Source organism: Clostridium tetanomorphum (genome assembly GCF_017873215.1).
GTDB classification, from domain to species: Bacteria; Bacillota; Clostridia; order Clostridiales; family Clostridiaceae; genus Clostridium_AO; species Clostridium_AO tetanomorphum.
Map to the genome: position 1 here is coordinate 19,749 of NZ_JAGGKA010000022.1, position 15,572 is coordinate 35,320.

The window sequence follows — 15,572 nt, forward strand, 5'->3', positions numbered from 1 at the left end:
CCTTATTAATTTAAATTAAAAACAAATAATTCATGCAGAGCCCTTGTCGCCATAACATACATCATCTTATTATAATTAATATTAGTACTATTATCATCAATTATTATTACTGCATCAAATTCTAATCCTTTTGCAAAATAAGATGGTATAATAATTTCTCCAGAGTTATATATAACATTTTCTTTATCCATAACTTTAATATACATCTTTTGCTTGATTAAGCTACTTATATATTCTGTTCTACTTATATCCTTACATATAACCGCTACACTTTCATAACCTTTTTCCTTTAATTGCTTTAATATGGCTACTAACTTTTCTGTTAGTTCAGATTCATTGTGTACATTACTAACTCTAACTTCTTCACCATTTCTGACAAGAGGTACTATTTCATCCTTATTTAAATATTTATTTGAAAACTTCATAATTTCTTGAGTGGATCTATAACTTTTTTGAAGCTTAAAATTACTTATTTCTTCAAACTCTAAATATTCATTTAAAGTATTCATAGGAATTTCATTATTTATAGGTATAAGCCTTTGATTACTATCTCCAACTATAGTTAATGATTGACATTTAGTTAAATGCTTAATAACTATGAATTGAAGAGCACTATAATCCTGTGCTTCATCTATAACTACATGCTTTATTTCCTCTGGATAACTTAAACCTTCTAACTTTATTTTTAAATAAAGAATAGGAGCCAAGTCATCTTGTGTAAGTTCTTTCTCTTTATTAAATTTTACATACATATCTAGTATATTTGGATTTTTAATCCACTGTAAATTATTCTTTATTCTTATAACTTCAGAAATTATATTTCTTATTTCTAATCTTCTTTTAAATTCCAAGTCATTTCCATATAAATTTATTTCTTCAGCTGTTAATTTAGACAATTGTTCCTTATAGTTTTTCTCTATTTCTCTTACTTTTTCATTCCTTGTATCCTTTATTTTAGAATATATAATTCTTTTAATTCTTTTACTTCTCCTAAATAAAGGCATTGAAGAAAAATATTCATTAAACATCTTTTCTATTTCTTCTTTAGATACAATAATATTACCTAAAAATTCTATATCCATTATTTCAAAGTAACTTTCATTTAGCTTTGTCACTAAATTATCTAACTCTTGTATATACTCTTTTGAAGTTTTATATAGTATTTTATTTATAAAATCACTATTTTCACTTATTATATTCTCCATATAATCCTGAAAACTCATAATATTATCTACACCTATCAATTCAGAAGCAAAGTCCTTAAAAACCATTTGTCTAACTCCAACCTCACCAAGACTTGGCAAGACTGTAGATATATATTCCATAAATATGTTATTAGGTCCTAATATAAGTACTTTATCCTGAAGGCTTTTTCTATAATTATATAGTAAATATGCCACTCTATGCAGGGCTACTGTAGTCTTTCCACTACCAGCTACTCCATCTACTACAATTGTTCTATTCTTGGGTTGCCTTATTAAGTTATCCTGTTCTTGTTGTATTGTCATAATTATGTCTTTTAACTTATCACTGGAATTGCTGCTTAAGACCATTTGTAATATTTCATCTTTTACATCTACTGCTGAATGAAATATACCTAACAATTTACCTTTTTTAATTATTAATTGTGTCTTACCTAAAATGTTTGCTTTAATCTCTCCAACTGGTGCAGTATAAGTTACTTCTCCTAATTTCCCTGCATAAAACAAGGCAGCTACAGGTGATCTCCAATCTATTATTAATGGCTCATAAGCACCTTTAGGAGTAACTCCAAATCTTCCTATATAAATGCATTCTTCATCTAAATATTCTTCATCAATAAAGCAAACCTTTCCGAAATAAGGTGATGAGGTTAATATAGTTAATTCCTTTAACTTTTTATCTATAAATTTAAACTGTTCTTCTGCGATAAATCTTTCATGGTCAAAGAATTCTGCTACTTTATCTTCATCATCTTTATATTCGTCTAGTACCTGTTTTCTATATTCCATTATATTTTCGACCATATGTTTTCTTGTATGAATTAAGTTTACTATTTCTTTATTTATAATAGCTATACTTTCTTCCAATTTTTCATTTTCAAGATTTAATTCTATTTCTCTTTGTATTTCCTCTTCTAAATGAAAATTATTCATTTTACGTCACCAACCCAATTTTATTCTAAGGATTCATCACTGTTATTTATTAAATCATTATCATTATTGTCCACATCTTTATCTATTATACTTTCACCTTTTACTAATGACATAAATTCTTCACCCATAATAGTTTCCTTTTCAAGTAATCTCTCTGCTATCTTAGTTAAAAGACTTCTATTATCTTTTAATATACTTATGGCTCTATTATGCGCTTCTTTTATTATTCTTAAAGTTTCTTCATCTATTTGTGATTCTGTTTCAGCACTACAATTTCTAATAGGTCTTCCATCAAGATATCTATTGGATATAGATTCTAATCCCATCATATCAAACTTTTCAGTCATACCATATATAGTAACCATACTTCTAGCTGTTGATGTGGCTTTCTCTATATCATTGGATGCTCCAGTAGATATTGTATTAAATTCAACTTCCTCTGCAGCTCTTCCTCCTAGCATTACACAAATTTGATCTAACATTTCTTCTTTTGTACTTAAATACTTTTCTTCAGAAGGTAATTGCATTGTATAACCTAAAGCTCCCATAGTTCTTGGTACTATAGTAATTTTATGAACAGGATCTGTATGAGTTAAAAGAGCTGCTACTAAAGCATGACCTACCTCATGGAAAGCTACTGATCTTTTTTCTTGAGGAGATAATATTCTATCTTTCTTTTCCTTTCCTGCTATTATAACCTCAACTGCTTCTTGTAAATCCTCTTGTATAACTTCTTTCCTGCCATTTTTTACTGCCCTTAGAGCTGCTTCATTTATTATATTAGCTAAATCTGCACCTACTGCTCCAGGAGTTGATTTTGCAATATCTTGTAGACTTACATCTGGAGACATTTTCACGCCTTTTGAATGAACTTTAAGTATTTCTTCTCTTCCCTTAAGGTCTGGTCTATCAACTATTACTCTTCTATCAAATCTTCCAGGTCTTAGAAGAGCTTTATCTAATACCTCTGGTCTATTAGTTGCTGCTAAAATTACAACTCCCTTTGATGAATCAAATCCATCCATTTCAGAAAGTAATTGATTCAATGTCTGCTCTCTTTCATCATTACCTGTTACATTTCCTTCTCTGCTCTTTCCTATAGCATCTATTTCATCAATAAATATTATGCATGGTGCTTTCTGTTGAGCTTGCTCGAATAAATCTCTTACTCTAGCAGCTCCCATTCCTACAAACATCTCCACAAAACTAGAGCCAGATAAAGAAAAAAATGGCACTTTGGCTTCTCCAGCTACAGCCTTAGCTATTAATGTTTTACCTGTTCCCGGTGGTCCTACTAGAAGTGCTCCCTTTGGCAATCTAGCTCCTATTTCAGAATACTTCTGAGAATTATGTAGAAAATCTACTATTTCTACTAGAGATTCTTTAGCTTCTTCCTGTCCTGCAACATCTTGAAAAGTAACCCCAGTCTCATTTTCTGCATAAATTTTAGCAGTATTTTTGCCAAAAGACATAACACCGCTTCCCATCTTTTTATCCAATATACTAAAAATATATCTTCCAAGCATCATAAATATTATAAATGGTAATACCCAAGTAAATATAAAATTCTTTATAGGTCCATCTTGTTTAGGTATAATACCATCATATGGTATATTCGCTTTATTTAATTTTCCTAATAACTCTTTATCATCTTCTAACTTTGCAGTATAAAGTAGCTTGTCACCATATTCTGAATCTTCTTTTGGATAAACAATTACTTTATCCTTTGAAAATTGTACTTCCTTAATTTGATTTTGACTAATCATATTAAGGAAATTAGTATACTTTATATGTTGCGTTTCTGAATTAACTACAAAGTCATTAATCAAATAAACTACTATAGTTACTGCAATAGCGTAGTAAATAATGTACTTAAATTTATTATTATCAAATCTACTACCATCCGATTTTTTCTTATTGTTAGCCATATTTCCCCTCCATTTTTAATAATAAAGCTACATTTTAATTATACTAAATATTTTTAGCTTTAAAAACAGTATTTACAATACTTTAAAATAGTTTTGAATTTGTACATATTTTTATCTAATAGCTATATTATAATACATATTAAGTATTTTTAAAGCACATTACAAAAAACCAACACATATTTATATTAATACATAATAAATAATACATGTGTTGGCTTAAACTATTATAAATTTGCTACTTTTTCTTCTTCCATATTTTGTTCCAAATTACCTTCCCACAAATACTTTTTGGTTTCACTTACAACTACACCGCTTAATGCTATTAAAGATATAAGATTTGGTATTGCCATAAGCCCATTAGCTAAGTCAGCAAAATTCCAAACAAAATCTAATGAAAATATAGCTCCTATATAAACCATAATAACCCATAGTATTTTGTAAGGTAATATTGCTTTTTTCCCTAGAAGATACTCTATAGATTTTTCCCCATAATAGGACCAACCTAATATAGTAGAAAATGCAAAAGTCATTAATCCTATTGTTAAAACTACAGGACCTACAACAGGTATAGATGCAAATGCCTCTTTAGTTAATTGTCCTCCTTGAAGACCTTGTGTCCATACTCCAGTATTGGTTAAAACAAGACCAGTAATAGCACATACTATAACTGTATCCCAAAATGTTCCTGTAGATGCAACAAGAGCTTGTCTTACCGGATTTCTAGTTTGGGCTGCTGCTGATACTATTGGAGCACTTCCTAATCCTGATTCATTAGAAAAAAGTCCTCTAGACACTCCAAATCTCATTGCCATAATTACAGAAGATCCTGCAAATCCACCAATAGCTGCTCTTCCTGTAAAAGCAGAAGAAATTATAGTATGTAATGAATTAGGTATATTTTTATAATTCATTGCCAATATTATAAAACAACCTAAAATATAAAACCCTGCCATAAATGGAACTAAAACTTGACACACCTTAGCTATATTCTTTATTCCTCCTAATATAACTACTGCAGTAAGTACTGCTACTACTATTGCTATTATTTTAGTAGGAACTTTAAAAGTATCGTTTACCATCATTGAGATGGCATTTGCTTGTACCATGCCACCAGTTCCTATTGCAGCTATACTAGTAAATAAAGCAAATAATACTCCTAACCACTTCTTCTTCATGCCATATTCTAGTACATACATAGGGCCTCCTGCCATAGTGCCATCTTCAGTTTTCATTCTATATTTAGTGGAAAGTAAACTCTCTGCATATTTAGTAGATATACCAAATACACCAGTTAGCCATGTCCAAAATACTGCTCCAGGTCCTCCTAAAGATATAGCTGTGGCTACTCCTACTATATTTCCTGTTCCAATAGTACCTGCTAAGGCCGTTGTTAATGCACTAAATTGGCTAACATCTCCTTTTGCATCTTCATCCTTTGCTACAGAAAGTTTTATAGCTTTTCCCAAATGTCTTTGAATGAATTTTAATCTGAAAGTTAAAAATATATGAGTTCCCAATAATAAAATAAGTAATGGCCAATTCCATAAAAAACTGTCTATTTTAGCTATAATATCGTTCAAACTTCCCATTAGTTTGCATCCCTCCCCACTAAAGAAAAATAGCTTTACTATTGAAGTAAAGCATAAATTTTATTCATTATAATTCATAAAAGTAATTATTTTTTCATTATATTACACAATAATTTATTTTTCAATTATAAATTTAATCCAAATATACTTTATTTAATTAAGTATTATATCATAAATATTAATTTTTCCAAATACATTCTCCAATTTTATTTATATATCTAACTTTACCATCATCTATTACTTTTGCAATACCATTTACAAATTTAGATGCCTCTTGAAAAATTGGTTCTATAATAAATTTACATTCTCTATTTACATATCCCCATTTTCCATTTACCTCTACACATATTAATCCCTCACTAATGCTATCAATGTTATCAAATTCTACTGGAATAATCTCATTTCCTTCTTTGTCCAAAAGTCCATATTTATCCCCAATAGAAACTACAGCTAACCCGTTATAAAAATTATCTGCCCAATCATATTTAAAAGGTATTGCTGTCTCTCCTTTTAAATCTATAAATCCATATTTATTTTTGAATTCAACTGCCGCTAGTCCTTCATTAAAATCATTGGCCATAGTGTATTTAGCTTCTATAATATTACTTCCTAATTTATCTATAAATCCATATTTATTTTCTACTTCTACTACTGCTAATCCCTCTGAAAATGCATATGCATAATTATACTTGGGATTTATAACCATATGTCCATTTTTATCAATATATCCTAGCTTTCCTCCTGATTGTACTAAGGCTAATCCTTCACTGAAATCAAAAGCATCTAAAAATTCAGATTTAATTATTACTTCTCCTTTTTTATTTATATATCCCCATTTATATCCAACCTTTACTGCCGCTAGACCTTCTGAAAAACCATTAGTTTCATCAAACTGAGGCTTAATGACCATATTACCTTCTGTATTCACATATCCCTTCTTTCCCTCTAGCTCAACTGCCGCTAATCCTTCTGTAAAATCATAAACATCATCATACTCCACTTTAACTACTGTATTACCACTTTTGTCCATAAACCCAAAACTATCATTTATACTTATTATGGCAAAATCGCCATTAAATTCTTCAGCATAATCAAAATTAGGCTCTACAAAAACTTCTCCTGAATTATCTATATAACCATACTTATTTTTTAATTTTATTGGATATAGCATTTTTTCTTTCTCCATTTATAACATCCCCTTTTTTATTTGTCAAATAGTCCTCCAGTTTTCTTACTTATATTAGCTTTTCTAGCTCCACCTATACTCTTGTCAGCTTTTAAAAAATTTCCTTTCTTATTTGCTTTTTGCTTTTTAGCTTCTATTAATTTTTTCATCATTTCAATGTTTTTATCTGACATATTTTATTCTCCTTTGATTATAATAGCACTCTTTCTTTGTATTATACCATTTTCTTTATGTTGTTTTAATTATTTTTTATTAATTATATACTTTTTATATTTCATATATAAAAAAGAGCACCTTAACTAGATGCTCTTTAAATTGTAATTTATGATACTATTTTTTAAATCTCATTACCCTCATTGAATTTAATATAGCAATTACAGATACTCCTACATCTGCAAAAACTGCTTCCCACATTGTAGCTATTCCAAATGCTCCTAATATTAATACTAAAGCTTTAACACCTAGTGCAAATACAATATTTTGAATAACTATAGTTCTAGTTCTTTTTGATATTTTTATTGCTGTAGCTATTTTAGATGGTTCATCTGTCATAATAACTACATCTGCTGCTTCAATAGCTGCATCAGATCCTAAACCTCCCATAGCAACTCCTACGTCTGCTCTTGCAAGAACTGGAGCATCATTTATTCCATCTCCTACAAATATAATGTTTTTTCCAGGTGTCTTTTTACTATCAATACTTTCGAGTTTTTCTACTTTTTCCTGTGGAAGCAATTCAGCATAAATCTCATCTACCTGTAGCTGATTTCCTACTTTATTTGCTACTTTTTTATTATCTCCTGTTAGCATAATGGTATTTTTAACTTCGCTGTCCTTTAGTTCTTTAATAGCCTTTATAGCATCTTCTTTTATAGTATCCTCAATCACTATACTTCCTGCATAAACTCTATCTACTGCTATATATACCACTGTTCCTACTGAATCAACTTCTTGAAACTCTACCTTTTCATCATTCATAAGTTTATAATTACCTGCTGCAACTCTTTTACCATTAACTTGTACAATTATTCCATGTCCTGGTATTTCTTCATAGTTACTTATTTCTTGATTATTTATTTCACTCTTATATGCTTTAACAATTGAAGTTGCAATAGGATGATTAGAATAATTCTCTGCATAAGCTGCATATTTTAAAACTTCATCTTTATTAAATCCATTTATTGAATTTATTTGTGTTACATTAAATATACCTTGAGTAAGAGTTCCTGTTTTATCAAATACTACTGTTTCTACATCATTAAGTGCTTCTAAATAGTTACTTCCTTTAATTAAAATACCATATTTCGAAGCTGCTCCTATTCCTCCGAAGAATCCTAATGGAATAGATATTACAAGAGCACATGGACAAGAAATAACTAAAAATATTGATGCTCTATATACCCATTGTGCAAAAGTTGCACCATTTATAAAAATTGGAGGTAATATAGCTAGGGCTGCTGCTACTATTACTACTGCTGGAGTATAGTATCTTGCAAACTTTGTAATAAAGTTTTCTGCTTTAGCTTTACGACTGCTTGCATTTTGCACAAGATCTAATATCTTAGAAACTGTAGATTCTCCAAATTCTTTACTTACTTTTACAGTAATTACTCCACTTTGATTTATAAATCCACTTAAAATCTCATCGCCTTCTTCTACATTACGTGGAATTGACTCTCCTGTAAGAGCTGAAGTATCTAACATGGATTTCCCTTCAATAATTACTCCATCTAATGGAATTTTTTCTCCTGGCTTTACAACTATAATATCATCTACTGATACTTCTTCTGGTGATACTTTAACTAATTCTTCATCTATCTTTAAATTTGCAAAGTCTGGTCTAATATCCATTAATGAAGTTATAGATTTTCTTGATTTATTTACTGCTATGTCTTGGAACAGTTCTCCTACTTGATAAAATAGCATAACAGCTACACCTTCTGGAAATTCTCCAGTAGCAAATGCTCCAACTGTTGCAATAGTCATTAAAAAGTTTTCATCAAAGATTTGTCCACGTGTGATATTTTTTAAAGCTCTAAGAACAATTTCTCCTCCTACTATAATGTAGGCACTTAAGAATATTATTAATTCTATATTAGTTTTAAATTTACCAATTATACCAATAGCAAATATTAAACCACCTAGTGCAAGCTTTAATACAGCTTTCTTATTATTATCTTCTCCATGATTATGTGCATGATCGTGTTCATCATGTTCTTCCTCATAAACACTACAACACTTGTCATTTTTATTATGATGATTATGCTCATGTTCATGGTGGTGCTTATGACTATAATTATGATCATGATCATAATCATGTCCACTACAGCATGTCGTTGCTCTTTTTAAATTACCTATAGTTTTTTTACTTGTTTTCTTCTTTAATACCACATCTGGTTCTAATTTTTTAACTATATTATTTATTTCCTGTTCAACTTCACTTAAACTTCCTTCTTTGTTAAGTTTAAAAGTTAAAGTTTTGGTCATAAAATTTACTGTTGCTTCTTCTATATCTTCTATTTCCTTAATCCTATTTTCTATTTTTGAAACACAGTTAGCACAATCTAAATTTTCCAATATATATTCTTTTTTCAATTTACGGTTATTTTTCTTAATTTTTTCTTTTACAATTACATCTGGTTCAAATTTATTTACTATACTTTTAATTTCTTCTTTTATTTTATCTATATTCTCTCCATTATAAGTTTCAAATGTAAGAGTTTTAGAAATAAAGTTTAATGTTGCTTCCTTTATAGTTTCAATATCTTTCACATTATTCTCTATTTTTGAAGCACAGTTGGCACAATCGAGATTTTCTAATATTAATTCTACTTTATTCATTCCAGTCCCCCCTCATAATATGAATAAATGAACAATCATTCATACTTTAAGCAAAATTATATTCATGTCTTTCCTTCATATTATTATAAATAATACTATTGCAAGTTAAAGTTATTATTTATAATTAAGTTTCAGAAACACATGAACAACTATTCATATGTTATAATATAATTATATGTTTTCCAAATATAAATGTCAATACTTTTTATATGAAAACATGCTCATATATTTAAAAATTTATTATAACATCTAAATATTATAAATCCTTTTCTATTTTCTTTCATTTATATGTAATAATCCCTGATCAAATATTCGCTTAATGTGATCATCATCAAGTGAATAATAAACTACTTTTCCTTCTTTTCTGTACTTTACAAGTCTTGCTTGCTTTAAAACACGCAATTGATGTGATATAGCTGATTGTGTCATATTGAGTAAAATAGCTATGTCACATACGCACATTTCTGATGAAAATAAAGCACATATAATCTTTATTCTTGTGCTATCTCCAAAAACTTTAAAGAACTCTGCTAAATCATTTAGTTTCTCTTCACAAGTCATTTCTTCTTTGACTTTATTTACAATCTCTTCATGAATAACATTGCAATCACATCTCTCAAAATCTACTTGTTTTTCATCCATATAAAATTCCTCCTGTAAATTTAAGCATATAAATATCTATATAATTTTTTCACCATAAATTAACATAAATAATTAGTAGTAATATATGAAAATCCATTCATATATTACTACTAATTATATGTTTTCTTTCAATATATGTCAATGTTATTATACTCTAATTCTATATCCAACGCCCCACACCGTTTCAATATACTGTGGTTCTGACGGATTGGATTCAATTTTTTCTCGTATTCTTCTAATATGTACTGTAACTGTAGCATTATCTCCTAATGACTCAAGCCCCCAAATTCTCTCAAATAACTCATCTTTTCCAAATACTCTGTTTGGGTTTTGCATCATATATAATAATAATTCAAATTCTTTTTGTGCTAAATTAACTTCTTTTCCATTGATGAATACTTGTCTTGAGTCTTTATTTATTTGTAATCCTCTTATAGTAATGTTATTATCATCTGATTTATTTCCAAACTTATTTTTTAATCTCTCATAATTTTGAAGATGAGATTTAACCCTTGCCACCAATTCTCCTGGACTAAAAGGCTTTGTTATATAATCATCCGCTCCAAGACTTAAACCCTTTATTTTATCAATTTCTTCTTTTTTCGCAGAAACCAATAAAACCGGTACATCCTTATTTTCATTTATAATCCTTAATATATCAAACCCATCAATTTTAGGAAGCATAACATCAAGTATTATTAAATCATATTTGTTCTCCTTTATTTCATTTAAACCTGATACCCCATCAGTACAAATTTTAACTTCAAATCCTGAAATCTCTAAATAGTCTTTTTGAAGTTCTGCAATACTTAAGTCATCCTCAACTACTAATATTTTTTTCATACTGTAAAAGCCTCCTAAATATTAATATTCTTATTATATATTTAATGTTACCTTTCCAAGAGATATCATTATACTAGTCCCTTCGTTTCCGTGACTGACTGCCCATATTCTTCCTTTATGTCCTTCTACAATTTGCTTTGCAATTGAAAGTCCTAATCCACTTCCTTTTGCTCCACTTCTTGCATAATCCCCTCTATAAAATCTATCAAATATTTTATTTATATTATCATTACTAATTCCAGCACCATTATCCCTTATCTCTACAATAATACTTGATTTTGTCTCTCTTAAATTTACAATTATTTTTCCTTGCTCTTTATCCATATATTTACGAGAGTTTTCTATAATATTTAATATAACTCTTTTCATTCTTTCCCTATCCATTATAACAAACCTAGAAGTCTTCAAATCATTCCTTAACTCTATTGTTATATTATCTTTTTTAAGCTCCAGTTCACTTTCACATATACAATAATCAAAGTATTCAACAATATCTATTTTCTCAAAATTGAAAGGAATTTGCTTTAGGTCAAGTTTTGAATATAAAAGTAGATCATCAATCATATGGTCAATATGTTCAGCCTTTGAATAAATGGTCTTTAAATAGTTATCTCTTTTCTCTGGAGTATTAGCTACTCCATCTAAAATTCCTTCAACATAACCTTTGATTGATGTTATTGGTGTCTTTAAATCATGAGAAATACTAGACACAAGAACTTTACGATTATCATCATACTTCATTTTCATAATTATAGAATCTTTAAGTTGTATTCTCATAGTTTCAAATCCATGACATAATTCTTTTATTTCTTGGTCTCCTTCTTCAATAATCTCACAATTTAAATTCCCATTACTAATTTCATCTGTAGCCTTTTTCAAACGTTTAATAGGGTTTATTATCTTTTCTGATAAAACATATGACATAATTATATTAATTATTATAAAAGATATAATAAAAACAAAAATACCAGTAATAATAAGTTTATTGAATATATTTATTTCTTTTCCTACAGGTGCCAATAGTATTAAGCTTGTAGCCATTTTATCTTTTAAATTTAAGTCTATAATTTCCATCATATAAGAAATACCACTAATTCCAATCCTTTTATCTACAGTATTTCCTTTTGCTACTTCCATACATTTTTCTATATCTATTTTATTAATATCTTTAGGATTTGCTATAATTTTATTTTCTTTAACAATTATAAATTTACCATTTAAGCTAGAAAGTTGTTGTAGTAAATCATTCTGAAATTTGGAGTCTTCAACATTGTCAATATTTTGTTTTAATATATGATTTCTAATAGTTACTAACTCAGATCTTACAATTATATGTTTTTTAACACCATCATAATTTATATCCCTTCTAAAAAACTTTGAAGAAATAAATAAAAATCCAAACATAGTTGTAATTGTAATGATGATTGGTACTATAACTATTATAATATTAGATATTATAAATCGTTTTTTTACATCCATCTTTTCACCTTAAAAATCTTTTTTATCAAATAAGTAATAACCCCATGTAAAAAGTAATATTCCGTAACTGCACATCATCATAAACTGACGAAGAATCTTAAGAAAAGGAAAGCTGCTCATCATCCATAAATTATACCAGCTAAACATTGACGTAAAAAATATCCCTGAATATTGTGAGAAAACAATCTCTAAAACTTTAAAAATAATTAAAACAAGAATAGATAAGAAAAATACTCCTATTCCACTCCTTATCATATTGGTAAAAGTCACAATTAATAATACTAAAATCATCATAGGTATCATTGTAACTATATAACATAAAACTATTCTCATCAATCCTTGTAAAGTAAATGAGTTTGAATTAAAAATAATTCCTGCTATAATTGAAAAAATCATTACAAATAAAAGATTAGCCAATATAAAAAGCATTATAGAGACTATTTTTGCAGTAAAAAATTTTAATCTTGTAATTGGCCTTGTAATTGCAATCTTCATAGTGTTTTGAGAAAATTCTCCTGAAAAACTATCTATAGTTACAAGTGCAGTAAATAGCGGTAAAATTGTGTTCACTACTACAGAAAGTACCAGTATGGGAAACTGCATACTAGAAGCCCCTCTTAATCCAAATCCACTTCTTACTCCAACAACAGTAAGTTGTCCTATTACAATGAAAATAAGTGACACTATTACTGCTACTAAAATCTTTTTCTTCTTATATAACTTTTCAACTTCATTAATTACAGCAGCCTTAAATTCTACCATTTCTCTCCACCTCACTTATAAAATAATTTTCTAGTGAAGCATAATCATTTAATATGTTTTTAGTAGTATCAACATTAAGAATTCTTCCATTATATAGAACTCCTATCTTATTGCAAGTAAGCTCCACGTCATGAATAAGATGACTTGATATAAAAAAAGTAGTTTTCTCTTTCTCTGCAAGATTTTTTATAAGATTTCTTATATCAATCATTCCTTCAACATCTAAGCCATTTAAAGGTTCGTCTAAAATAACAATTTCAGGTCTAGATATAATTGCAGCTGAAATTCCAAGTCTCTGCTTCATCCCCAGGGAAAATTTTCTAGTTTTTTCGTTTTTAAACTTACTAATACCTGTAAGTTCTAGCACTTCTTCAATTCTATCATCATCAACATTTTTATAATATCTTGAAAATTGTTTAAGATTTTCATAAGCAGTTAAATAAGAATATGATTCCGCAGTTTCGATAATACATCCTACCTTTGACATAGCTTTTTCAAAATCTTCTAATACACTATATCCTAAAAGCTTAACATCACCACTATCTGGTTTTATTAATCCAGTCATAATTTTCATAGCAGTAGTTTTCCCAGCTCCATTTGGTCCTAAAAATCCGAATATCTCACCCCTATTTATCTCAAGATTAATGTTTGTTATACCCCTACCATTTTTATATACCTTACTCAAGTTATTTATCTCAATAACTTTATCCAATCGAAACCCTCCCAAAAAGTGCACCGCACTTTTTTAAAGTACAGAGCAAGATAACAGAATACAGATATAGATAATTTTTCATTATTACCACAAATTTCTAATTTAAATTTTCTTTAGTATAACAGAAGAAAAATGTCCTTATCTGTATTCTGTTATCTGTAATCTACACTCTAAAAAAATTGGTTACATTTCTTATTTTATATATTATTAATCAAATACTCTATTAAACTCATCATCACAATTAGCTCCACCTCTTGATGAATGTGGCATAAAGAAATATACTTTTACACTGTTTCTATCAATACTTATATTACCCTTATCTGAGTAACCTTCAATATCAAATCTTGCATTGTACTTATCTTTATCATATTTTGCATCAAATTTTAAACCTGATGCTTTTGTTTTATAACTTTCATATCCTTTTCTATACTGTTCATCATATGTTCCAACAATAGATTCATTATCAGAATGAGTTATATTTAATATTCTCTCCCCAATTTTTTGGAATTTTCCATCTTTTTCTATAATTATATTACTTTTATACTTACCAACATACTTTTCAGGATTTACAAATTCATCATTGTTTCTTTGTATATGCTTTTCTACTTTCTTTCCTGAAAGGCTTGGTTTATTAACAACAGTAGAATTCACATTAGTTACTTTACCAAGTATTTCAATAGTTAATTCATGCTCCTTGCCTTGTTTATCTTTTCCTGAAAGTATTCCTGTACCAAGAATACTTTTTATTAATCCATTCTTATCTACAATCATCTTACCTTTAACTTCTTTAATATATACATCCTTAGTAATTCTAGGCATAACATTGTCTTCTTCAGGACCTCTATTAATTGAAGTTTCATTCTTTAATGCATAGGATGTAACTGCATTAATAAGTGCAGGTATTTGAGCTTCTTTTATGGAACCAGATAATTCTTTACTTCCATCAGCCTTTTCGTCTACTATAACATAATCTTTTAAATTACCTACAGCAGCATCCACTATCTTTTCAATATCCCCTGCTTCTTTTTCTTTAAATGGATTTTTAAAATCTCTTCCTTCATCCGGAGTTTCAAATTCAGTTACATAATAAATGTTTTCATCAACTCTTTCATTAGTATTAACCATTCCATTTTTATCTCTATAGTAATAGCTTTTTCCCTTTTTATTTCCTCTAACGGTTGTGTTAACATTCTCACAAGCACTTTTAGTTATATCATACTTATTTAATGTATTCTCAGAGATAATAATCTTACCATTATCTTTCATTGTCATAGACATATCAAGAGTATAATTAGAAACTTTACTAGTCAAACTATCTGCTGAATACTTTATTGCATCTTTTGCTTGCTCATATCCACTCTTAGATATTACTTCTGCCATGGCAGTTGTTGCAAACATTAAAGTACCTACAGCAACACTCATAATCATTGCTGTTTTCTTTTTAATCTTCAATTC

12 protein-coding genes are annotated in these 15,572 nt (G+C 28.5%); all 12 read right to left on the bottom strand.

What is annotated here, in order from left to right; all coding sequences use genetic code 11:
* Positions 1-5: 5 nt before the first annotated feature.
* The gene (locus tag J2Z24_RS17470; protein ID WP_035148357.1) at positions 6-2,135 is read right to left on the bottom strand and encodes a HelD family protein; all 2,130 of its coding nucleotides are present in this window, start codon (positions 2,133-2,135) and stop codon (positions 6-8) included.
* A 20-nt stretch (positions 2,136-2,155) separates the two neighbouring features.
* Positions 2,156-4,063 (bottom strand): ATP-dependent zinc metalloprotease FtsH, encoded by a 1,908-nt coding sequence (ftsH, locus tag J2Z24_RS17475; RefSeq protein WP_035148383.1) that lies wholly within the window; start codon positions 4,061-4,063, stop codon positions 2,156-2,158.
* Positions 4,064-4,287: 224 nt separating this feature from the next.
* Positions 4,288-5,652: an alanine/glycine:cation symporter family protein gene (locus J2Z24_RS17480; RefSeq protein ID WP_035148356.1), complete on the bottom strand. Its 1,365-nt coding sequence runs from the start codon at positions 5,650-5,652 to the stop codon at positions 4,288-4,290.
* A gap of 178 nt (positions 5,653-5,830) precedes the next feature.
* The gene (locus J2Z24_RS17485; protein ID WP_035148355.1) at positions 5,831-6,838 is read right to left on the bottom strand and encodes a WG repeat-containing protein; all 1,008 of its coding nucleotides are present in this window, start codon (positions 6,836-6,838) and stop codon (positions 5,831-5,833) included.
* Between the two features lie 17 nt (positions 6,839-6,855).
* On the bottom strand, positions 6,856-7,011 hold the full coding sequence (locus J2Z24_RS17490; RefSeq protein WP_173679947.1) for a hypothetical protein: 156 nt from the start codon (positions 7,009-7,011) through the stop codon (positions 6,856-6,858).
* Between the two features lie 157 nt (positions 7,012-7,168).
* The gene (locus J2Z24_RS17495) at positions 7,169-9,679 is read right to left on the bottom strand and encodes a heavy metal translocating P-type ATPase (RefSeq protein ID WP_035148354.1); all 2,511 of its coding nucleotides are present in this window, start codon (positions 9,677-9,679) and stop codon (positions 7,169-7,171) included.
* A 270-nt stretch (positions 9,680-9,949) separates the two neighbouring features.
* Positions 9,950-10,321, bottom strand: coding sequence for an ArsR/SmtB family transcription factor (locus tag J2Z24_RS17500; protein WP_035148352.1), 372 nt, complete (start codon positions 10,319-10,321; stop codon positions 9,950-9,952).
* Positions 10,322-10,468: 147 nt separating this feature from the next.
* Positions 10,469-11,164 carry a response regulator transcription factor gene (locus tag J2Z24_RS17505; RefSeq protein ID WP_035148350.1) on the bottom strand — a complete coding sequence of 232 codons (696 nt, stop codon included), beginning with the start codon at positions 11,162-11,164 and terminating at the stop codon, positions 10,469-10,471.
* A gap of 33 nt (positions 11,165-11,197) precedes the next feature.
* Entirely contained in the window at positions 11,198-12,643 is a 1,446-nt protein-coding gene (locus J2Z24_RS17510) for a HAMP domain-containing sensor histidine kinase (protein ID WP_035148349.1), read from the bottom strand.
* Positions 12,644-12,652: 9 nt separating this feature from the next.
* The gene (locus J2Z24_RS17515) at positions 12,653-13,405 is read right to left on the bottom strand and encodes an ABC transporter permease (RefSeq protein ID WP_035148348.1); all 753 of its coding nucleotides are present in this window, start codon (positions 13,403-13,405) and stop codon (positions 12,653-12,655) included.
* Positions 13,392-14,117: an ABC transporter ATP-binding protein gene (locus tag J2Z24_RS17520; RefSeq protein ID WP_035148346.1), complete on the bottom strand. Its 726-nt coding sequence runs from the start codon at positions 14,115-14,117 to the stop codon at positions 13,392-13,394. Before J2Z24_RS17520 ends, J2Z24_RS17515 begins: the two co-directional genes overlap by 14 nt.
* Positions 14,118-14,324: 207 nt before the next feature.
* The gene (locus tag J2Z24_RS17525; protein WP_035148345.1) at positions 14,325-15,569 is read right to left on the bottom strand and encodes a hypothetical protein; all 1,245 of its coding nucleotides are present in this window, start codon (positions 15,567-15,569) and stop codon (positions 14,325-14,327) included.
* Between the last annotated feature and the right edge of the window lie 3 nt (positions 15,570-15,572).

Coding starts and splice junctions, on each gene's coding strand:
- J2Z24_RS17505 (WP_035148350.1), bottom strand. CDS start 11,164: ATGAAAAAAATATTAGTAGTTGAGGATGACTTAAGTATTGCAGAACTT.
- J2Z24_RS17500 (WP_035148352.1), bottom strand. CDS start 10,321: ATGGATGAAAAACAAGTAGATTTTGAGAGATGTGATTGCAATGTTATT.
- J2Z24_RS17495 (WP_035148354.1), bottom strand. CDS start 9,679: ATGAATAAAGTAGAATTAATATTAGAAAATCTCGATTGTGCCAACTGT.
- ftsH (WP_035148383.1), bottom strand. CDS start 4,063: ATGGCTAACAATAAGAAAAAATCGGATGGTAGTAGATTTGATAATAAT.
- J2Z24_RS17490 (WP_173679947.1), bottom strand. CDS start 7,011: ATGTCAGATAAAAACATTGAAATGATGAAAAAATTAATAGAAGCTAAA.
- J2Z24_RS17480 (WP_035148356.1), bottom strand. CDS start 5,652: ATGGGAAGTTTGAACGATATTATAGCTAAAATAGACAGTTTTTTATGG.
- J2Z24_RS17510 (WP_035148349.1), bottom strand. CDS start 12,643: ATGGATGTAAAAAAACGATTTATAATATCTAATATTATAATAGTTATA.
- J2Z24_RS17515 (WP_035148348.1), bottom strand. CDS start 13,405: ATGGTAGAATTTAAGGCTGCTGTAATTAATGAAGTTGAAAAGTTATAT.
- J2Z24_RS17470 (WP_035148357.1), bottom strand. CDS start 2,135: ATGAATAATTTTCATTTAGAAGAGGAAATACAAAGAGAAATAGAATTA.
- J2Z24_RS17485 (WP_035148355.1), bottom strand. CDS start 6,838: ATGGAGAAAGAAAAAATGCTATATCCAATAAAATTAAAAAATAAGTAT.